A 20107-nucleotide genomic window follows, 5' to 3' on the forward strand; every position below is an offset into this window, starting at 1 on the left:
GCCCCCCGCCGGAGCCCCCCAGCCGCCGGGCGGCGTCATTCGCCGGTCGCGACCAGCTGCCAGTTCGGGTCGCTGGCGCCCATCTTGCGCGCGAAGGTCCAGATATCGCGCTGCTTGCGCGGGCGCTTGGGATCGCCCTCGACGACCTCGCCCGAAGCGTCGCGCGCGGATGAGATCAGCTCTCCGACAAAGCGCACGCTGATTTCGCCCTCACGGGTGTCGTGGTCGAACGCGGCGGAGTCGAGCGCCAGTTCTCGCAGGCCCAGAAACTCGGCCGTCACGGTCAGGCCGCGGCTACGACGCGCGCTGACCGCCTCGGAAAACGCCTCGTAGACATCGCGCGAGATGAAGGGGCGGACGGTGTCAAGCTCACCCTTCTCGAAGGCCATCAGGATCATCTCATAGGCGCCGCGCGCGCCTTGCAGGAAGCCGGAGACATTGAAGCTCGGCTCCGCCTGCTTCATTGCCGCAAGTGCCTGCGCCGCCTCGCTGCCCTCGGGCGCATGATCGGTGATGTCGCGGTCCGGACCGCCCTCGATCACCTCGAAGCCGCGCTTGCCGCCGCGTTCGGGCAGCGGCGCCGGAACCGGCGGCTTTTCGAAGCCCTCGCGGGTACCCAAGACGCTTTTCAGCCGCAGGATGAGAAAGATCGCTATTCCCGCAAGAACAAGCAGCTGGATGATCGAACCGTTCATTTGCCTCAGGACCTCAATGCGCGCGGGGTTGGTAACTTTCCCGCTCCTCACCTATGTAGGGGACGGGTGTGGTCAAGTCCACCGCGCCCGGCAAGATCGGAGCATGCCATGTCGCTTCTTATCGCATTCGTCCTGGTCCCGATGATCGAGATCGGGCTGTTCATCAAGGTCGGCGGCCTGATCGGCATCGGCTGGACGCTGGCGATCGTCTTGGCGACGGCGATCGCGGGCAGTTGGCTGGTCCGTATGCAGGGGTTGAAGGCGCTGGCGGAGCTGCGCGGATCGCTGAACGAACTGCGCGACCCGACCGAGCCCATCGCCCATGGCGCGCTGATCCTTTTCGCGGGCGCACTGCTTCTGACGCCCGGGTTCTTCACCGACACGATGGGGCTTTTGCTGCTGCTGCCGCAGGTGCGCGCGGCGCTTTTGCGCTATCTGGCCACGCGCGTTCGCGTCGAACGCTTCACCATGGGCGGCCGACCGGCGCGGCCGCAGACCCCCGATGACGTGATCGACGGCGAATTTACGGTGGTCGACCCGGAAAAACGGCCCACGCACGGGCCCTCGGGCTGGACCCGGCATTGAGGCGCGTGGGGCAAGGTGCTACACCCGCCCGCGAGTTTTTCGAGATTTCCAGGAGACAGACATGGCCGACGACACCAACGGCGCCGCACCCCAGCAGGCCCCGCAGCTGAAGATGCAGATCCTGGGGCAGTTCATCCGTGACCTTTCGTTCGAGAATATCCTCGTCCAGAAGGGCATCGGCGCCGCGCAGGTCCAGCCCGAGATCCAGGTCCAGGTCAGCCTCGACGCCCGCAAGCGCACGGTCGAGAACCAGTATGAAGTGCTGACCAAGTTCAAGGTCACCTCCGCCAATGCCGCCGACAAGTCGCCGCTCTTCATCCTGGAGCTGGAATATGGCGGGATCTTCCACATCGAGGGCATTCCGGAAGAGCAGATGCATCCCTTCCTGATGATCGAATGCCCGCGGATGCTGTTCCCCTTTGTACGCCGCATCGTCAGCGACGTGACCACCGACGGCGGCTTCCCGCAGCTGAACCTCGATACGGTGGATTTCGTGGCGCTTTACCGGCAGGAACTGGCGCGGCGCGCGGCCCATATCCAGAAGCCGGCCGACCAGCCCACGAACTGAGGCGCGCCAGGCGTGGCCACCGGCCTTCACGATCCGATCCCGGCCTGGGTGGACGGGGCGCTTGTTCCCATGGACAAGCTCGCAGTCCACCTGAAGGGCGTGCGCCACAAGGCGGTGTCGGTCTTCGTGCTGGATGGCGGTGCGCGCGTGCTGATCCAGCGCCGCGCGCTTGGCAAGTATCACACGCCTGGGCTCTGGGCGAACACCTGCTGCACCCATCCCCATTGGGACGAGGACCCGCGCGACTGCGCCGTCCGCCGCCTGCGCGAGGAATTGGGGATCGAGGGGCTCGACCCTGTCGCGGCCGACCAGGTGGAATACCGCGCCGATGTGGGCGGCGGCATGGTCGAACACGAGGTCGTGGACATCTTCATCGCCCGCGCCCCGGCGGACCTGGCGCTGCGCCCCAACCCGGATGAGGTGATGGAGACCCGCTGGCTGACGCTCGACGCCCTCGCGGCCGAGGTCGTAGCGGAGCCAACCCGGTTTACCCCCTGGCTCCGCATCTACCTGGCGGAATATCGCGACCGGATCTTCGGGACGGGCTAGACGCCTCAGCCGATCTCCATTTCCTCAAGCAGGACCGCCCAGCCCGCGCCATGCATGTCGCGGTCGGCCGCCGTTCCCTGCACCGTCGGACGCGGGAAGGAGAACTTCACGACGTTCAGATCGGCGATGTCGAAGCGGCGCATCTCGGCCTCCGCCACCCGGTAAAGAGCCGCGACCCGCGCGCTGTCGAGCGCCCCAGACACGCGGGCAAAGGTCACGGGATCGCCGCAGAAGATATCGACGGTCAACCAGAAGGGGCCGGCGTTCTTCGACCGGACCTTCTGCGCGATCTGGCCCAGTTCAGCCATGCCCGATCTCCGTCACCTCTAGCCGGAAGGCTGCCATCGGATCGTCCAGCGCCAGGATATGGTGCAGGCAGAACTCATAGACCGCGCCCCGGGTCATCTCGGCCGGGGAAAACGGGAAGGCGAAGGTCGGCATCGGCTCGTCTTCGGTCAGGGCGTGGTGCAGCAGATAGGGGTTCAGGATCTTGCCGATCTCGGCCGCCTGCGCCTCGGAGGGCGCGGTGACGATGCAAAGGACGCCGACCTCCACCGGCGTGACGCGCCCGGTTTCTAGCAGCCCCAGCGTGGCGTCCTGACCGATCAGCCGCATCTCGATCGTGAATTCGCTCGCGGTCAGGCCGGTTCGCTCCATCGCCACCTTGCGGCAGCGGCTGGCGACATCCTCGGCCCAGGCGCGCGCGTTCTCCACGTAGCGGCGGTCGCGCAGCAGCGTCAGGCTGACAACCTGATACCCCGCAACGCGCGCCCCTTCGAGCTTGACGGTATAGGGACCGGGCACCCAGACGGACCCTTCGACCCGGACCCGCCGGTCGTCGAGCGCGCTATAGCGCGACCCGGTCACGTCGAGATGTCCGCCCGGCTCGTAAAGGATGAAGGGATCGGTGTTTTCGTAAAGCATATGCGCCGAAACGGTGTAGGGCGTGGCCCGCGCGGTCCGGCCCAGCGGTTCCAGGGTGAAGCCCGTTTCGTCGAAGTCGATCTGGATCACGCCGGAGGCCGGGTTGGTCGTGGCCAATGCGCCGCATTCCCCGACCTTGGCGCCGTGCCAGGCCGCGCCGGGGTCGCAGCTCGCGGCGATCGGCAGCGCCGCGATGATCGCGGTGTCGGTCGTACGGCCCGCGATCACGATATCGGCGCCGGTGTCGAGCGCGGCGCGGATCTGCTCGGCGCCCGCGAGCGCGACGATGTTCGTGCAGGATCGCAGGGTATCCTCGTCCACCGAAGGCGCGCCGCTTAGCGGCGTGATCCGGCCCGCGCGCAGCGCCCCTGCCACCATCTCGGGCGCCTGGCCCGAATAAAGCCGTGCAACCCGGACCTTCTGGCCGAGTTCCGCCGCCAGTTCGGTCGTGATTTCGTAAAGCCAGTCGACCGCGCTGTCGGCGCCGCAGGTGCCGGCGGTCCCGATGACCAGGGGCACCCCGGCCTCGGCCCGCGCGCGCATGAGATCGCGCCATTCGGCCTTGGTGGTCGAGCGGGAATATTTCGACACCCCGCGCCCGAGGTAAGAGGGTCCACTGTCCGTGGACCCCCCGTCCACCGCGATGATATCGGGCCGGTTGGCCACGCCGCGCGAAAGCGCGTCGCGGTCATAGGCAAGGCCCAAGGCCCCCGTCGGGATGAGTACACGCACCACCTTAGTCCTCGATTGCGCTTTCGGGCGTCGGCGGACGCTTCAGAAGGCCGCGCAGGAACATCGGCGCGATGAAGCCCGTCGCCGCCGCGATCCACAGAACCGCCGCGATGGGAGACGAGAAAAGATAGGTCCAGTCGCCGTCCGAAAGGGTCATCGCGTGACGCAGGTTGTTCTCCATCTGGTAGCCCAGAAGGATGCCAAGGATCACCGGCACCGTGGGGATGTCCATCTTGCGGAAGACATAGCCCATGACCCCGAAGACGATCATCAGCACCAGGTCGAAATAGCTGCCCGAAAGCGAATAGATCCCCACGAAGGACACCATCGTGACCCCCGGAAGCAGCACCGCGGGCGGCACCGTCAGGATCTTCACGAAGATCTTCACCATCGGCACGTTCATCGCCAGCAGGACGAAGTTCGCAATCAGGAGCGAGGCGATCAGGCCCCAGACGACCTCCGGCCGGTCGGCGAAAAGCGTCGGCCCCGGGGTGATGTTCAGCGTCATCAACACGGCGAGCAGCACCGCCGTCGTGCCCGACCCCGGCACGCCCAGCGTCAGCATCGGCACCAGCGCGCCGCCGGCCGCGGCGTTGTTCCCGGCCTCGGGCGCCGCGACGCCCTTGGCCACCCCGGTCCCGAAGCCGCCCTTGTCGCCCGCGATGCCCTTTTCCATCATGTAGGTCATGAAGGAACCCAGCGACGCGCCCGCACCCGGCAGCACCCCGGCGATGAAGCCCACTGCGGAGGACCGCAGCATCGTCCAGCGGGTCGACCACATCTCGGCCCAGGGGATGGTGACCTTGCCGAGTTTCACGCCCACCGCGCTCGACTTGCCATGGGTCTCGATGAAGACGAAGACCTCCGACACCGCGAAGAGGCCGACGATGGCCACGAGGAAGTCAATCCCGTCCGCCAAGTGCAGGTTGCCCCCGGTGAAGCGGTAGAAACCGGAATTGTTGTCGAGCCCGATCAGCGCGATCGCCAGCCCGATGAAGGAGGCCAGCGCCGCCTTGGCCTGGTTGTTCGAAGCCATGCCGCCCAGCGTCGCGAAGGCCAGCGCGTAAAGCGCGAAATATTCCGCCGGTCCGAACTTGTAGGCGATGCGCGCAAGGTAGGGCGCGACCATGGCCAGCGCGATCGTCGCGAGAAGCGCGCCCACGAACGAGGCAACGCCCGAAATCACCAGCGCGTCGCCCGCGCGTCCCGCCTTGGCCATCGGATAGCCATCGAGCGTCGTCATCATCGCCGGCTCGTCGCCGGGAATGTTGAGCAGGATCGACGAGATCCGCCCGCCATACATCGCCCCGTAATAGACCGAGGTCAGCAGCACCAGCGCCGCCGTGGCATCGAGGCCCAGCGAAAAGGTGATCGGGATCAGGATCGCCACGCCGTTCGAGGGCCCAAGCCCCGGCAGCGCGCCGATGATGGTTCCCAGAAAGCAGCCGATAACGGCCAGCGTCAGCGTCAGCGGCGTCAACGCGACCCCGAAGCCAAGCGCGAGATTGGACAGCAGTTCCATGAGATATCCTCAGCCCATCAGGGCGCGCGGCAGGGCGACAAGGCCCAGTCCCAGCGCATATTTGAAAACGACGTAAAGACCCGCCGACAGGCCGACGCCGATCAGCGCGGCGCGGGCGGGCTTGGGGTCGATCTGGTAGCTCAGGATCGCCGCGACGATGGCGGTCGGGACCAGGAAGCCGAACGGCCGCAGCATATAGGCGTAGGCGATCATCACCACCGTGGCGAAGACCAATGCCGCGAGGCTTTTCATGGCGGGCCAGTCGGGCTCCGCGTCAGGCCGAACGATCATCGCTGCCGCGCTGGCCGCCATCCCGATGCCCACGATGATCGGGAACACCTTGGGCCCAAGTTTGTCGAACATGTTTCCAGCCGGCAGATTGTAGGCGCTCGCGATAAACGCGAGCGCCACGAGGATCACGACCACTCCGAAGATGCGGTCGGTTCTGATCATTGGATCACACCGATCTCTTTCGAGAGCGCCTCGGTGTCGGCGACGACCTGGTCAACCCAGGACTGGAAGTCGCCGCCGACCTTGGTGAAGGGCGCAAGCCCGTTGGCGGCCATCGCCTCCTTCCACTCGGCGCTGTCGGCGACCGCCTGGATCTTGGTGGCCCAAGCGCTGAACTCGTCATCCGAGATGCCCTTGGGGACGTAGAAGCCGCGCCAGTTCACCGCGACGACGTCGAAGCCCTGTTCGCGGGCGGTCGGGATGTCGTCGAAGCCCGGCACGCGGTCCTCGCTCAGCACCGCCAGCGCGCGCACTTCGCCAGACTGGATGAAGCCCACGATTTCCGACATGTCGCCGGTCATCGCCTGGGTGAAGCCGCCGACCGTCTGCGTGATCGCGTCCGCGCCGCCATCGACGCCGATGTACTTGACCTTGCCGATATCGGTGAAGCCCGCGGCCTTCAGCACCTGAAGCGGCTTCATGTGGTCGAACCCGCCCGCGGCCGAGCCGCCCGCAAAGGCCACCGAACCCGGGTCGGCCTTGATCGCGTCAACCATGTCGCCCAGCGTCTGGAAGGGGCTGTCCTTGGCCACGACGATCACGCCGGGATCGGCGCCGATCGCGCCGACGAAGCGGACCTGGTCGGCGGTCGCGTCACCGAAGGCCTTCTGGGCCAGGCGCGTGGTCGTCGCGGAGGAGGCCGCCACCAGCAGGTCGGCGTCGGTGTTCCGCTCGGTCACGACGTGGTTATAGGCCAGACCGCCGCCGGCACCGGCCATGTTGGTGACCTGCACGGGCGCATCGACCTGCTTGAGATCGTAAAGCAGCTTGCCGACCTGGCGGCAGGTGAAGTCCCAGCCGCCGCCGGGGTTGGCCGGCGCGATGCATTCCGTCGCCCAGGCCGACGAGGTCGAGACAAGAGCGATGACGGCGCTGGTGCCCAGCGCCTTGAGAGCGGTGAATTTCATGCTGTCCTCCCAGACATATTCCGCTGGTTCGGGTTTCCGTCACCCTGGACGGTTCCCTCCCCTTGCGGAGCAAACGATTCGCGGGAAAGCTGACACGAACCTGTCACCCCGGAGGAGCGATGCGTTTCCTGCTTGTCGAGGATAATCCGGAACTGTCCCGCTCGGTCGCCGAACGGCTGCGGCTGGACGGGCATGCGGTCGACCCGGCCGCCTGTCTTTCGGATGCGCGTGACTGCCTGGGCGCGGCCACTTACGACTTGATCCTGCTGGATATTTCCCTGCCGGACGGCGACGGGCGCGACTTCCTGAAATCCGAGCGCCGCGCCGGCCGCGATACCCCGATCATCGTCATGACGGCGCGCGCAGCGGTGTCGGACCGCGTCGATGTCCTTGACCTCGGCGCCGACGATTACGTGACCAAACCCTTCGACTTCGCCGAGCTGGAGGCGCGCTGCCGCGCCGTCCTGCGCCGCCGGGGCAGCGCGCTTCAGACCGTTCGAAGCTTCGCGGGCCTGACCTTCAACCCCCTGACCGCCACGCTTTGCGTCGGCGAGGACGTGCGCGAACTGCGCAACCGCGAGCTTCGGCTGATGGAGATCCTGCTCTCCGCGCCCGACCGCATCTTTTCCAAGGCGCAGCTTTGCGACCGGCTTTTCTCCTATGCCGAGGCTGTCACCGACAACGCAATCGAGGTCTATGTCGGGCGCTTGCGCAAGAAGCTTGAAGGGTCGGGCGCGCGGATCGAAACGGTGCGCGGCATCGGCTACCGGCTGGTTCAGGAATGACCGGCGCGCCGCTGTCCCTGCGCCGGCGGCTGGTCCTGCAGCTCCTGGGCATTGCGGCGGCCCTGGCGATCCTTCTTTACCTTACCGTCCGAACCGTCGCGAACTCCGCCGCCGAGGCGACACAGGATGGTGTCCTGGGCGCGGCGACGCTCGCCATCGCCGAGCGCCTTCAGGGTTCGGAAACGGGCGTGAGCCTGGATCTGCCCTATGAGGCGTTTTCGATCCTCGGCTCCATCAGCGACGACCGGATCTTCTACCGGGTCGATGCGAATGGCGAGACGCTGACCGGCTACCCCGACCTTCCGATGCCCGCGGACGAGGCCGCGGCGGTCGAACCCGCCTTTTATTCGACGACCTATCGCGCGGCGGCGGTGCGAGTGGCGGCAACCTCCCGCACGGTGCTGGTGAACCGCAAGCCAATCCTGGTGACGGTGGCCGTCGCACAGACCCGGCAGGGGCAAGAGGCCATCGCCCAGCGCACCGCGAACCTCGCGGCCGCCATCGGGCTTGCGGTCTTTGCCTTTGCGGCGCTTCTGTCGATGCTGACCGCCGGTAGCGTGCTGCGCCCGATCAACCGGCTGGCCGAGGCCGTCGGCCGCCGGGGTCCCCACGACCTGCGCGCGGTCGATCACCCCGCGCCGATCGAGTTGCGGCCACTGATCGCGTCGCTCAACGGGTTCATCGCACGCCTTCGGGGTGCGCTCAGCCGCACGGAAACCTTCATCGCCGAAGCAGCCCACCATATCCGCACGCCACTGGCGACGGTGCGGACGCGGGCCGAGATCGCGCTGCGCCAGTCCGAGACCGATGCCGCGCGCGCGGCCTTGCGCGCGGTGATCCGGGCGGTCGAGGAAAGCAGCCGCTCGGCCAGCCAGCTTCTGGATCACGCGACGGTTGTTTACCGGTCCGATCGGCTGGCGGACGGACCGGTGGACCTGGCGAAGCTGCTGCACGGCCTCGTGCGCTTCCACGGCCCCACGGCGGAGTTGCGCGATCTGGCGCTGGAACTCAAGGGTGCCGAAAGTCCAGTGCTTGTCCAGGGCGATCGGCTCTTGTTGGAAAGCGCGCTGCGCAACCTGATCGACAACGCGATCAAGTATTCGCCACCCGAGGGCGTGATCGAACTTGGCCTCGATCTGCGCGGGGACAATGTCTCGGTCCTGGTCAAGGACCGCGGGCGCGGGCTGGGCGGGCGGCCCGCCGATGACCTCACCCGCCGCTTTGCGCGCGGCGACAATGTCGGCGACGTGGTCGGATCGGGTCTGGGCCTGACCATCGTCGAGGAGGTCGCGGAGATTCACGGCGGCAGCTTCCGCCTGAGAGAACGGGAAGGGGGCGGCACATGCGCCGAATTGCTACTGCCCTTGCGGTGATGGTCCTGATGACCTGCCCTGCTGCGGCCTTTGAGACCGAGGAGGAGGAGGTCTTTGCCGCGCGAGGGGCGGAGGCCCGCAGCGTCTCGGTCCTCTCCACGACGGATACCGATGTCCTGCGCCCCGCGATCGAGGCGTTTCAGACCGCCCACCCCGATACCGCGCTGCGCTATGTCGTGGCCTCCAGCCAGGAGGTCTTTGCCGCCCTGGACAGAGATGGGGCGGCCTTCGACCTGGTGATTTCCTCGGCGATGGACCTTCAGATGAAGCTCGCCAACGACGGCTTTGCGGCCGATTACACATCGCCCCAGACGGGGCGGCTTCCACAATGGGCGCGCTGGCGCGACCAGATCTTCGCCTTCGCGCAGGAAAGCGTCGTGCTGATTGCCTCACGGCGCGGCCTTCAGGGGCTGCCGGTCCCGCAGACACGGCGCGACCTGACCGAACTGCTCCGCGACCACCCGGAGGTCTTTCGCGGACGGATCGGGACCTACGACCCGCGCGCCTCGGGTGCCGGTTATCTGTTCGCCACGCAGGAGGCGCGGCAATCGGACAGCTTCTGGCGGCTCGCCGAGGTCGCGGGCGGGCTTTCGCCACGGCTTTATTCCTCATCCCTCGACATGATCCGCGACCTGAAGGCGGGAAGGCTAGCGCTGGCCTACAACGTGCTGGGCAGCTACGCCGGGCCGCGGCTCGAATCCGACGCCGATGGCGTCGTGGTCGAGTTCGCGGACTTCACGTTGACCCTGTTGCGCACCGGGTTCATTCCCGCCAACGCCGTCAACCCCGAAGGCGGGGGCGCGTTCCTCGACTTCCTCCTCAGCGCGGCGGGGCAGGCGCTGATCCGCGACCGCGCGGGCCTTCCCCCCATTGACGAGGCGGCGCTGTCGGCGCGCCCGCATCTGCGCCCGATCCGATTGGACGCGGGCCTGCTCGTCTACCTGGACCAGCTCAAGCGGGAAGCCTTCCTGGAGGAGTGGTCCTCCGCCATGTCGCAAAAGTGATCGGCGGCAGGGCGCTCGTTCTCCCGGGGCGCTTCTGGTAATCCCGGCGGAAACTTGCATGATGGAAGCGTGCTTTCGAGTGAGTCAGGGGGGATCGTTGCGCGCCCGTCGTCCATTTCGGCGCCTTGCCGCCGGTGCCGCGGTTTCGGCCCTGCTTTTGACCGGCGCTTCCCTGCCGGCCGGTGCGCTCGAACAGTTTGAGTTCCTGACCCCGGGCGCGGACGGGGACCTGCGCGGCGATTTGATGTCGGCGTCGCTACTGCGGCAGTTGCACGAGGATGGGCGCGGCGACCCGTCCGAGATCCTTGCCGCCGCGCGCGAGGATTATGCCCGCATCACCGGCGCGCTTTACGCCCAGGGCTATTACAGCGGCGTCATCCATATCACGCTGAACGGATCCGAGGCGGCGGAGATCGCCCCGCTTGACGTGCCCGAAAAGATCTCTGGCGCGGCAATCCGGGTGGAGCCGGGTCCGCAGTTCCATTTTGGCGCGGCGCGGATGCGGCCCTATGCCCGGGGCACGAAGCTGCCGCCTGCCTATCGCGACACCCGGCCCGCCTATTCGACCGCGATCGCGGATGCGGCGGACGCCGGCGTCGAGGGCTGGCGTGCAATCGGCCACGCCAAGGCACGCATCGCGGATCAGGAGATCGTGGCCGATCACCGCGCAAGCACGCTCGACGCGCTGATCCTGCTGGAACCGGGTCCGAAACTGAGGTTCGGAAAACTTGCCATCCAGGGACAGGAGCGTATGCGCACCGACCGGATGTACGAGATCGCGGGCTTCCCCGAGGGCGAGACCTTCGATCCCGATGCGTTGGACAAGGTCGTGACGCGGCTCAGGCGCACGGGCGTCTTCCGCTCCGTCGCGACAAGCGAGGCCGAAGAGCCCAACCCCGACGGCACGCTCGACATCGCGATCTCGGTCGCCGAGGAGGCGCCCCGGCGTTTCGGGTTCGGGGCCGAGATCTCGAACTCCCAAGGCGTCGATCTGAGCGCCTTCTGGCTGCACCGGAACCTTCTCGGCGGCGCGGAACGGCTGCGCATCGACGGGGAGATTGCCAGTATCGCGGGCGATGCGGGGGAAACGGGCTACCGCCTTGCGGCGCGCTTCGACCGGCCGGCGACGCTGACCCCGGACACCTCGCTGTTCCTGACCGCAGAGGCGGAGCGCTACAATCTGGTCGACCTGCTGATCGACAGCTACGCGGTCGGGGCGGGTCTGAGCCATATCTTCAGCCCCGAACTGAAGGCCGAGGCCGGCCTTCAGTACACCTATGCCCGCGCCGAGGTTCTGGGCGCCAGCATCGACTATAAGCAGCTTGCCCTTCCCGTCACGCTGGAATGGGACCGGCGCGACAGCACGCTTGATGCGACCTCAGGCTTCTACCTCAGCGCCGGGACCACGCCCTTCCTGGGCTTCGGCACAACGGGATCGGGCGCGCAGGTCAAGGCAGACGCGCGGGCCTACCGGGGTTTCGGTGCCGAAGACCGCGTGGTGATCGCGGGGCGCGCGCAGATCGGGGCGGTCTTCGGCCCGGCGCTTGAGGATACGCCGCCGGATTATCTGTTCTTCTCCGGTGGCGGGGGAACGGTGCGCGGGCAGCCCTACCAATCGCTGGGCGTCACCCAGACGCTGGGAACGCTCAGCTACGAAACCGGGGGCAAGAGTTTCGCCGCGCTCTCGGCAGAGGTCCGGGCGCGGATCAATGAAACCTTCTCGGTCGTGGGATTCTACGACACCGGTTTCGTCGGGGCCGAGGGGTTCGGGGCCGGGCGCTGGCATTCCGGCGCGGGTCTCGGCATGCGCTACAACACGGGCTTGGGTCCGATCCGGCTTGATGTGGCCGCGCCTGTTTCCGGTGATACCGGGAACGGCGTTCAGATCTATATCGGCATCGGGCAGGCGTTCTGATGCGGCTGCGTGTTCTGGCATTGGCCCTGGCCCTCTGGCCCCTCGCTGCCCCCGCGCAGGACAGCGCCGCCTCGGCCGAGGACAAGGGCTTTCTGACCAACTTCCTGGAGGACAACCTGTCGGGCGCCGGGCGGGAGGTCCGCATCGACGGCTTCGCGGGCGCCTTGTCGTCCCGCGCGACGTTCGAGCGGCTGACCATCGCGGACGATCTTGGCATCTGGCTGACGATCGAGGGCGGGGCCCTCGCCTGGAACCGGACGGCACTTCTGTCCGGCCGGGTCGAGATCGCGGAGATGACCGCCCGCGATATCGATGTGGCCCGCCGGCCGGGCGGTGCGCCGTCAGGGGAACCCACGGCAAGCCAAGTCTTCGCGCTGCCCGAACTGCCTGTCGCGGTCCGGATCGGCCAGTTGCGGGCTGACCGGGTGGCACTGGGCGCGGATATCCTGGGCGAGGCGCTGGCCTTCCAGGCGGAGGGGTCGGCCAGCCTTGAAGGCGGGGATGGCGAGGCAGAGTTCAAGGCCACCCGCACCGATGGCGGCACGACCGGCGCCTTTTCCCTGACGGCGCGCTATTCGAACGCCTCCAGACGCGCCGCGCTCGACCTGCTGGCCTCGGAGGGCAAGGGCGGTATCGTCGCGCGGCTTGCGGGATTGCCGGGGGAGCCGTCGATCGTTCTTGCCCTGAACGGCGGCGGCCCCGTGGCCGATTTCCTGGCCGATGTGGCGCTTTCGACGGATGGGGCGCCGCGCCTGACTGGACAGATCGGCTTCGGCGCCAGGGGTGGCGACTTCGACAAGGGCCAGCGGGTGAGCGTGGATCTCTCGGGTGATGTCACCCCCCTGTTCGAGCCCGCCTACCGCCCGTTCTTCGGAGCCGAGGCGCATCTTCGCGCCAGGGGACAACGCCTTGGCGATGGCCGGCTCGAACTCTCCATGCTCGACATCGCCTCACAGGCCCTGACGCTTTCGGGCGAGGCGGCCTTGGCGGCGGATGGCGCCCCGCGCCGGGTCAAGGCGGAGATCGTCCTGACCAGCGGCGAGGGCGGCGCCATCGTGCTGCCGATTCCGGGACCGGAGACGACGGTGACGGGGGCCGATCTGCGGGTTGCCTTCGACGCCGCCCGGGATGAGGGCTGGGCGCTGGACGGGACCGTGAACGGGCTGCGCCGGGCGGAGGTTTCGGTCGGCCAGATCACGCTTGACGGATCGGGCCGCATCGCCCCGGCGCGGGCGGGCGGGACCGTCACGCTGGCGGTCGATGGGCTCACGGCGGGGGATGACCGGCTGTCCGCCGCCGTTGGCGCGACGCTGAGCGGCCGCACGGTGTTTTCCTGGCAGAAAGGCGGTGCGCTGCGCCTTCCGGTCGTTGTCCTGTCGGGTGAGGACTATACGATCTCGGGTCGCGCGGCGCTGGCGGGGGAAAGCCTCACCACCGACGCAAACCTCGCGGCCCGCGATCTTGCGCGGTTTGCCGCGATCAGCGGGATGGACCTGCGCGGTTCCGCGACGCTGGCAATCTCCGGCGGGCTTGACCTGGGGACGGGCGAGGTCGCGGCGCGGCTGGGCGGGACCGGCACCGATCTTCGGCTGGGGATCGAGGAGCTTGACCGGCTCCTGACCGGCGCGACGACCTTTGCGGCCGAAATCGCCGGGCAGGCAGAGGATCTGGACCTGAAAAGCGCGGCGATTGAGGCCACGGGCTTTTCCGCCAGCGCGGCGGGCCGGATTGCGGCCGGCGCCACGGACCTGTCGGCGGATCTGTCGATCGATGACCTGGGCCGGGTGCGGGATCGCTTCGGTGGTGCGGCCTCGGCCAAGGTCAGGCTCACCGAGGAAGTCGATGCACGTCACATCGAAGCCACGCTCCGAACCGTCGATGCAAGGCTTGGCAATCCCGCGTTGAACCGGGTCATGGCCGGTGAGGGGCGCGCCGAGATTGCCCTGACCCAACGCGGGGAACGTCTGCGCCTGGACCGCCTGGAGCTTGCAACGCGGGAATTGACCGCCACGCTTGCACCCTTGCCGGAGGACCCGGAGACCTTGCGGGCAGAGGCGCGCCTGGCCGACACAACGATCTTCGTGCCGGAACTGCCGGGGCCGACGGCGCTGTCCGGGACCGTCCGGCAGGGTGAAACCTTCGGGATCGACATGGCCGTGACCGGGCCCGGCGGGATCGACGCGCGCCTTGCGGGTGAGGTCGCGCCAGATCTTTCCCGCGCCACGCTTGCCGCCCGGGGCCAGCTTCGGGCAGAGGCCGCCAACAGCTTCATCGCCCCGCGCGCGGCCTCCGGCGTCGTGCGCTTCGACCTTGCGATGGATGGTCCGCCTGCCTTGTCCGCGCTGTCGGGCCGGATCTCGACCGAGGGCATGCGACTGGCCGACCCCACCGTCTTCGTCGCGGTGGAAGGCCTTGCCGCGCAGGCGGATCTGTCCGCAGGCAGGCTTGGGCTTTCCGCGGCGGGCGGCTTTCGCGATGGAGGCCGCCTTGAGGCGCAGGGCAGCATCGCCCTGTCACCGGGGCTTGATGCCGATCTGACGCTGACGCTCGACAGGGCCGCGCTGCGCGATCCGCAGCTTTTCCAGACCGAGGCCAGCGGCACCGTCCGGCTGTCGGGGCCCCTGGCCCGGGGCGGTGCCATCGAGGGAACGATCGACTTGGCGCAGACCGATATCCGCGTCGCAACCGCGAGCTTCGGCGCGACCCGATCCATTCCCGAGATCGCGCATCTGGCCGAACCCGCCCGCGTACGCGCCAGCCGGGCGCGGGCCGGGCTTGCCGGGGCCGCGGCGGAGACGAGGGGTCCCGCCCACGCCATGCGCATGGATCTGCGCATCAACGCGCCGCAGCGGATATTCGTGCGCGGCCGGGGGCTCGACGCGGAGCTTGGCGGTTCGCTCCTCCTGGGCGGGACCACAGCGAGCATCGTCCCGGCGGGCCAGTTCGAGCTGATCCGGGGGCGGCTCGACATCCTGACCAAGCGCCTGACCATCACCGAAGGGCTGGTCGAGATGCGCGGCGCGCTGGAACCCTATCTGCGCTTCGTCGCAACCCATCAGAGCGACACCGTCACGACGACGGTCACGATCGAGGGCCCGGCCACGGCGCCGGAGATCCGTTTCTCCTCCTCCCCGGAACTGCCGGAGGAAGAGGTCGTGTCGCAACTGCTGTTCGGCCGCGGCGTTCAGACGCTTTCGGTCTTCCAGGCCGCGCAGTTGGCCTCGGCGGTCGCGACGCTGACGGGTAAGGGCGGCGAGGGGATCATCGGGCGCCTGCGCAGCTCGCTTGGTGTGGACGATCTTGATGTGTCCACCGACGAAACCGGCGGCACGACGCTGCGCGCGGGCAAGTACATCTCGGAAAAAGTCTACACGGATCTCTCCGTCGACAGCGAGGGCAAGTCGGAGATCAACCTGAACCTCGACATCCGCAAGGGTCTGAAGGCGCGCGGCACGGTCGGATCGGACGGGACGACCGGGCTCGGGATTTTTTTCGAGAAGGACTATTAGCGCCTGCGGCTTCGCGTCAGCTCCGCATTCACCACCGCGCCGAAAAGAACGACATAGGCCGACATGTAGAGCCAGACCAGAAGCGCGATCACCGCGCCGATCGAGCCGTAGATGCGGTTGTAGTTCGCGAAATAGGTCAGGTAGGCGGAGAATCCGACCGATCCGGCCGCCCAGGTCACGGCCGCGAGGATTGCGCCGGGAAGCACATAGGTCCGAACCCGATCGGAGGCGCTGGGGCCGAAACGGTAGAAAATCAGAAGCGCGGACATGACGACGAGCGTCAGGACCACCCAGGGCAGGACGGTCAGGATCGCGCTCTCCAACGGGCCGACGGTAATGAAGTTGAGCGCGATCGGCACCGCGACAACAGTCGTAAGCGCGGCAAAGAGAAGCGCAAAGAGGAGTGCCGTCAGCGCAATGGTCCCGACGAGGCGCAGCAGGACGGGCCGACGCCGCTGATCGTGGACCGCGTGAAGCCCGGCGACGAGCGCATCAACGCCGGAGTGAACCGAGTAGAGCGCGATGACAAGCGACAGCGTCGTCGTCCAGCCGGTGGTGGTGCCGCCGGTCCTCAAAAGCGCGCTCAACTGGCCTTCGATCACGTCATAGGCCGCGGCGGGGATGAGGTCACGGATCGACACAAGGTAGTAGTCGATGACCGACGGGTCGGCGAAAACGCTCCACAGCGCGATCAGCGCCACCATCCCGGGAAAGATCGCCAGCATCGAATAGAAGGCGACGCCAGCCGCGATCAGGGACAGGTGTCGATCCCCTGTCGCGGTCCAGACGGCGCGAAGAAGCTCGGCCGTGCTGAACCTGTCGTGATTATTCGAAGCGTTTCCAGACCGCCCCATCGCCAAGCCCCGCCACGAAGTTTCTGTGCGCGGCGGCCTCTGCCTCGGTCAGGCGGGACGGCAAAGGCACCGGGCGGGCGCGCGGGCGCCAATCGGCCTGCGCGCGCGGCCCTTCGGTTGCCGCCGGTCCGACCGAGAGCGCGAAGTCGGGTTGCCGCCCGCCGATCAATTCAAGGTAGACTTCCGCCAGCAGTTCGCTGTCGAGAAGCGCGCCGTGCTTTTCACGCGACGAGTTGTCGATCCCGAAGCGGCGGCAAAGCGCATCCAGAGACGCCGGAGATCCGGGAAACTTCCGCCGCGCCATCGCCACGGTATCGAGCGCCCGGTCCATCGCGATGATCGTGTGCCCGGCCCAGTTCAGCTCCGCGTTCAGGAATTTCATGTCGAAGGCGGCGTTGTGGATCACGAGGCGGGAATCGCCGCCGATGAAGTCCAGGAAGGCCGTGGCGATCTGCCCGAACTTTGGCTTGTCGCGCAGGAAATCGTCGCCAAGCCCGTGAACCTCGAACGCCTCGTTCGGCATGCCGCGTTCGGGGTTGATGTATTGGTGATAGGTGCGCCCCGTGGGCACATGGTTGAAAAGCTCGATCGCGCCGATTTCGACGATCCTGTGGCCCTCGGCCGGTTCGAAACCCGTGGTTTCGGTATCCAGAACGATTTCACGCATCTTCTGCCCCGATCTTCCCGATCAGGTTTCGCACGGCTTCACGGGTCTCTTCAAGGTCGCGTGTTTCGATCACATGCGTCGCGCGGGCGCGCTTTTGCTCATCGGGCATCTGGCGGGCAAGGATCAGGTCCAGTTGCTCGGCGGTCATCCCTGGGCGCGCCAGGACACGGGCGCGCTGGATATCGGCCGGGACGCTGACCACAAGTGTCGCGTCCACCGTGCGGTCGGCGCCAGTTTCAAACAGCAGCGGGATGTCGAGGACAACAAGCGCGGCGCCTGCGTGCGCAGCCCGGGCGATAAAGGCCGCGCGATCCTCGGCGACAAGCGGATGGACGGCCGCCTCGATCTGGCGAAGCGCCGTCGGGTCGGTGGCGATCCAGTCCTTCAGCCGCGCCCGATCGACCGCCCCCGCCACGATGGCATCCGGGCAGAGTGCTGCGATCGCGGGCACCGCTGCCCCGCCCGCGGCATAAAGACGGTGGACGGCCGCGTCGGCATCCCAGACCGATACGCCCGCGTCGCGAAACATCGCGGCGGTCGTGGACTTTCCCATTCCGATGGACCCGGTCAGCCCCAGAAGGAAGGGCCGGTTCATCCCCTCAGGACCACATCGCGCGTCATCTGGTCGACCTCGGGGCGCTTGCCGAACCAGCGCTCGAACCCGGGCGCCGCCTGATGCAGCAGCATGCCGAGGCCATCGACCGTGGTGCAGCCGATCTCTTCGGCGGCGTCCAGGAAGGCGGTGCGCAGAGGCGTGTAGACCAGGTCGTTGACGACGGCTGAGGGCGAAAGCGCGTCAAGCGGGACGCGAAGGTCCGGCTTTCCCACCATTCCGAGCGAGGAGGTGTTCACGACGGTCGCCGCGTCCTCCATCATGTTTCCGGCCTTCACCCAATCGTAGACGACGACGCGGGCGCCGAATTCGGACCGGATCACATCCGCGCGGGCGCGGGTCCGGTTCGCGATGCGAACCTTCGGGGCGCCTGCGTCCAGTAGCGCGGCAACTACCGCACGCGCGGCCCCGCCGGCGCCAATCACCGCCGCCGGCCCCGCCTCGGCCCGCCAGCCCGGCGCGTTCTGGCGAAGATTGGCGATGAAGCCGTGGCCATCGGTGTTGTCAGCATGGATCTTGCCGTCCGCCCGGAAAATCAGCGTATTCGCCGCCCCGATCAGCGCCGCGCGATCCGTCACGATATCGGCAAGCGCCAGAACGCTTTCCTTGTGCGGGATCGTCACGTTCAATCCGACGAAGCCGGCCTTAGGAAGCGCCCCGAGCACCTCCTTCAGATCCGCCTGCGCGACGTCCATCGGGATGTAATGGCCCTTGATGCCATAGGTCTTGAGCCAATGGCCGTGGAGACGCGGCGATTTCGAATGCGCGATCGGTGACCCGATGACGCCGGCAAGCGGGATGCGAGGATGGTCGGTCATGATGCGATGTCGCCCCGAACCGAAAGCCAGGTCAAGAGTTCGAGCAGAGGAAGGCCAAGGACATTGAAGTAATCTCCCTCGATCCGTGACATCAGGCGCACGCCTTCCTCCTCCAGCTTGTAGGCGCCGACGCTGTGCCGGACGCTGTCCCAGTTCCGTGCCAGATAGGCGTCAAGATAGTCGTCCGAGAAGCTCCGCATCGTCAGCCGGACCGTTCCGACGTGACGCCAGAGCGGCTCGCCGTCGCGAAAGACGACAGCGGCCGACAGAAGCCGGTGCGAGCGGCCCCGAAGGTCGCTAAGCTGGGCCCGCGCTTCCTCGATGCTTTCGGGTTTCGAGAAGAGCCGACCTTCGCATTCCAGTACCTGGTCGGCGCCCAGGACCATGGTGCCGGGATGGCGGGCGGAAACCTTGGCGGCCTTCGCCTCGGCGAGCGCGTCGGCGATATCGCGAGGGCTCGCGCCCTCAGCCTGAAGGGCGGCGCGGATGGCTTCTTCATCGACGCGGGCGGGCTGGGTTTCGATGGCAAGCCCCGCGTTCCGCAGGAGCGCTGCGCGTATCTGGGAACCGGAGGCAAGGATGAGATCGGTCATCGGCTGTGGATACATCTAGGGATGACGCCTGTGCAAACGGCTGAAATCCCGCCCTTTCTTCAGCAATTGGCGGAGTTGTCGCCCAAGAGGCCGGTTTGTCAAGACATCCGGGGCCATGTCCCCACAGGTGTGCTTTCTTTTCCCAGGACTGTGAGTAACGGCGACAGAGCGCTTTTCAGGGAGTATTATCCACAAGTCAGATGCGATACTTGAGTATCAAGCAATTGAAAATAATAGCTATTTTGGTTATTTCATAGCAATCAATAAGTTGTCCCTTAGTTATTCACAGGGCCTGCCTGGTGTGGAAAACCCTTCGCGTACGCGCCTTATCCAGCCTTTCCACAGGTCCTACATCATCATCATCTTTTCTTTTCTATTTGTGATTTTGTAGGAAGAGACATCTCGATCCTGTGGACATGCATTGAAATGACCGACCTGCTCGCAACGTATTATCCCTGGACCAAGGCGCTTCACATCGTGTCGGTCGTGGCCTGGATGGCGGGCCTGTTCTATCTGCCGCGCCTCTTCGTCTATCACGTCGAGGCGGTGGCAGCGGGGTCGGAGACCGATGCACTGTTCCAGACGATGGAGCGCCGGCTGCTGCGGGCGATCATGAACCCGGCGATGGTCGCGACCTGGGTCTTCGGCATCGCGCTGGTCTTCACCCCGCAGGCGGGTGTCTACTGGGATGAGGTCTGGCCCTGGACGAAGGCCGTCGGCATCACCGGCATGACCTGGTTCCATCACTGGCTGGGCTATCGCCGCAAGGAGTTCCTGGCGGGAGAGAACACGCGCACCGGCCGGCAGTACCGGATCATGAACGAGGTCCCGACGCTTCTGCTGATCGTGATTGTCTTCTCTGTGGTCCTGAAATTCTGAGCGTTTGTTGACTCCGCGCGGGCAAAGCGTGTAAGTGCGGCCTTAGCCCGGCCGTCCGGCCACCGGCGTTTCCCCTTTGACACTGCCTTGCGCCCCGATGCGTG

At 67.0% G+C, this 20107-nt stretch carries 20 protein-coding genes; 9 read left to right on the forward strand and 11 right to left on the reverse strand.

Annotated features, from left to right (window positions below; genetic code table 11):
• Positions 1–35: 35 nt before the first annotated feature.
• Positions 36–695: a Tim44/TimA family putative adaptor protein gene (locus OE647_RS00740; protein ID WP_263719676.1), complete on the reverse strand. Its 660-nt coding sequence runs from the start codon at positions 693–695 to the stop codon at positions 36–38.
• Between the two features lie 108 nt (positions 696–803).
• Between OE647_RS00740 and OE647_RS00745 the strand changes: the two genes are divergently transcribed.
• The 3 genes from OE647_RS00745 to idi all read left to right on the forward strand — a co-directional run bounded on the left by OE647_RS00745 (position 804) and on the right by idi (position 2397).
• On the forward strand, positions 804–1280 hold the full coding sequence (locus OE647_RS00745; protein ID WP_263719677.1) for an FxsA family protein: 477 nt from the start codon (positions 804–806) through the stop codon (positions 1278–1280).
• A 61-nt stretch (positions 1281–1341) separates the two neighbouring features.
• Positions 1342–1848: a protein-export chaperone SecB gene (gene secB, locus OE647_RS00750; RefSeq protein WP_263719678.1), complete on the forward strand. Its 507-nt coding sequence runs from the start codon at positions 1342–1344 to the stop codon at positions 1846–1848.
• 69 nt (positions 1849–1917) lie between these two features.
• The gene (idi, locus tag OE647_RS00755) at positions 1918–2397 is read left to right on the forward strand and encodes an isopentenyl-diphosphate Delta-isomerase (RefSeq protein WP_263719926.1); all 480 of its coding nucleotides are present in this window, start codon (positions 1918–1920) and stop codon (positions 2395–2397) included.
• A gap of 5 nt (positions 2398–2402) precedes the next feature.
• Here the strand turns inward: idi and OE647_RS00760 are convergent, their stop codons facing one another.
• The 5 genes from OE647_RS00760 to OE647_RS00780 are packed head-to-tail and all read right to left on the reverse strand — an operon-like array spanning position 2403 to position 6993.
• The gene (locus OE647_RS00760) at positions 2403–2705 is read right to left on the reverse strand and encodes a DUF4387 domain-containing protein (RefSeq protein WP_263719679.1); all 303 of its coding nucleotides are present in this window, start codon (positions 2703–2705) and stop codon (positions 2403–2405) included.
• Entirely contained in the window at positions 2698–4053 is a 1356-nt protein-coding gene (locus tag OE647_RS00765; protein ID WP_263719680.1) for a DUF1446 domain-containing protein, read from the reverse strand. Before OE647_RS00765 ends, OE647_RS00760 begins: the two co-directional genes overlap by 8 nt.
• A gap of 4 nt (positions 4054–4057) precedes the next feature.
• The gene (locus OE647_RS00770) at positions 4058–5575 is read right to left on the reverse strand and encodes a tripartite tricarboxylate transporter permease (RefSeq protein ID WP_263719681.1); all 1518 of its coding nucleotides are present in this window, start codon (positions 5573–5575) and stop codon (positions 4058–4060) included.
• Positions 5576–5584: 9 nt separating this feature from the next.
• Complete coding sequence (locus tag OE647_RS00775; protein WP_263719682.1) at positions 5585–6028, reverse strand: tripartite tricarboxylate transporter TctB family protein; 444 nt, start codon at positions 6026–6028, stop codon at positions 5585–5587.
• Positions 6025–6993, reverse strand: coding sequence for a Bug family tripartite tricarboxylate transporter substrate binding protein (locus tag OE647_RS00780; RefSeq protein WP_263719683.1), 969 nt, complete (start codon positions 6991–6993; stop codon positions 6025–6027). The genes OE647_RS00775 and OE647_RS00780 overlap by 4 nt, the downstream gene beginning before the upstream one ends.
• A gap of 119 nt (positions 6994–7112) precedes the next feature.
• Here OE647_RS00780 and OE647_RS00785 point away from each other — a divergent pair, with 119 nt between their 5' ends.
• The 5 genes from OE647_RS00785 to OE647_RS00805 all read left to right on the forward strand — a co-directional run bounded on the left by OE647_RS00785 (position 7113) and on the right by OE647_RS00805 (position 15579).
• The gene (locus OE647_RS00785) at positions 7113–7778 is read left to right on the forward strand and encodes a response regulator transcription factor (RefSeq protein WP_263719684.1); all 666 of its coding nucleotides are present in this window, start codon (positions 7113–7115) and stop codon (positions 7776–7778) included.
• Entirely contained in the window at positions 7775–9151 is a 1377-nt protein-coding gene (locus OE647_RS00790) for a sensor histidine kinase (protein WP_263719685.1), read from the forward strand. The genes OE647_RS00785 and OE647_RS00790 overlap by 4 nt, the downstream gene beginning before the upstream one ends.
• Entirely contained in the window at positions 9121–10155 is a 1035-nt protein-coding gene (locus OE647_RS00795; protein WP_263719686.1) for an ABC transporter substrate-binding protein, read from the forward strand. Before OE647_RS00790 ends, OE647_RS00795 begins: the two co-directional genes overlap by 31 nt.
• 97 nt (positions 10156–10252) lie before the next feature.
• On the forward strand, positions 10253–12070 hold the full coding sequence (locus OE647_RS00800; RefSeq protein ID WP_263719687.1) for an autotransporter assembly complex protein TamA: 1818 nt from the start codon (positions 10253–10255) through the stop codon (positions 12068–12070).
• Positions 12070–15579 (forward strand): translocation/assembly module TamB domain-containing protein, encoded by a 3510-nt coding sequence (locus tag OE647_RS00805; RefSeq protein ID WP_263719688.1) that lies wholly within the window; start codon positions 12070–12072, stop codon positions 15577–15579. Before OE647_RS00800 ends, OE647_RS00805 begins: the two co-directional genes overlap by 1 nt.
• Here the strand turns inward: OE647_RS00805 and OE647_RS00810 are convergent.
• From OE647_RS00810 to OE647_RS00830, 5 genes are read right to left on the reverse strand one after another with little or no spacing between them, the layout of a single operon-like run.
• Positions 15576–16433, reverse strand: coding sequence for a YihY/virulence factor BrkB family protein (locus OE647_RS00810; protein ID WP_263719689.1), 858 nt, complete (start codon positions 16431–16433; stop codon positions 15576–15578). The two genes, OE647_RS00805 and OE647_RS00810, sit on opposite strands and share 4 nt — an antisense overlap.
• Positions 16405–17100 carry a DNA polymerase III subunit epsilon gene (gene dnaQ / locus OE647_RS00815; protein ID WP_263719690.1) on the reverse strand — a complete coding sequence of 232 codons (696 nt, stop codon included), beginning with the start codon at positions 17098–17100 and terminating at the stop codon, positions 16405–16407. The genes OE647_RS00810 and dnaQ overlap by 29 nt, the downstream gene beginning before the upstream one ends.
• The gene (coaE, locus tag OE647_RS00820) at positions 17093–17695 is read right to left on the reverse strand and encodes a dephospho-CoA kinase (RefSeq protein ID WP_263719691.1); all 603 of its coding nucleotides are present in this window, start codon (positions 17693–17695) and stop codon (positions 17093–17095) included. Before coaE ends, dnaQ begins: the two co-directional genes overlap by 8 nt.
• A complete protein-coding gene (locus OE647_RS00825; RefSeq protein WP_263719692.1) occupies positions 17692–18531 on the reverse strand; it encodes a shikimate dehydrogenase in 840 nt (279 codons plus the stop codon). Before OE647_RS00825 ends, coaE begins: the two co-directional genes overlap by 4 nt.
• Positions 18528–19124 (reverse strand): Maf family protein, encoded by a 597-nt coding sequence (locus OE647_RS00830; protein ID WP_263719693.1) that lies wholly within the window; start codon positions 19122–19124, stop codon positions 18528–18530. The genes OE647_RS00825 and OE647_RS00830 overlap by 4 nt, the downstream gene beginning before the upstream one ends.
• Before the next feature lie 426 nt (positions 19125–19550).
• On the opposite strand from OE647_RS00830, the gene OE647_RS00835 reads away from it, so the two are divergent.
• A complete protein-coding gene (locus OE647_RS00835) occupies positions 19551–20003 on the forward strand; it encodes a CopD family protein (protein WP_263719694.1) in 453 nt (150 codons plus the stop codon).
• Positions 20004–20107: the final 104 nt, after the last annotated feature.

The organism is Albidovulum sediminicola (genome assembly GCF_025751575.1).
Classification (GTDB): Bacteria; Pseudomonadota; Alphaproteobacteria; order Rhodobacterales; family Rhodobacteraceae; genus Albidovulum; species Albidovulum sediminicola.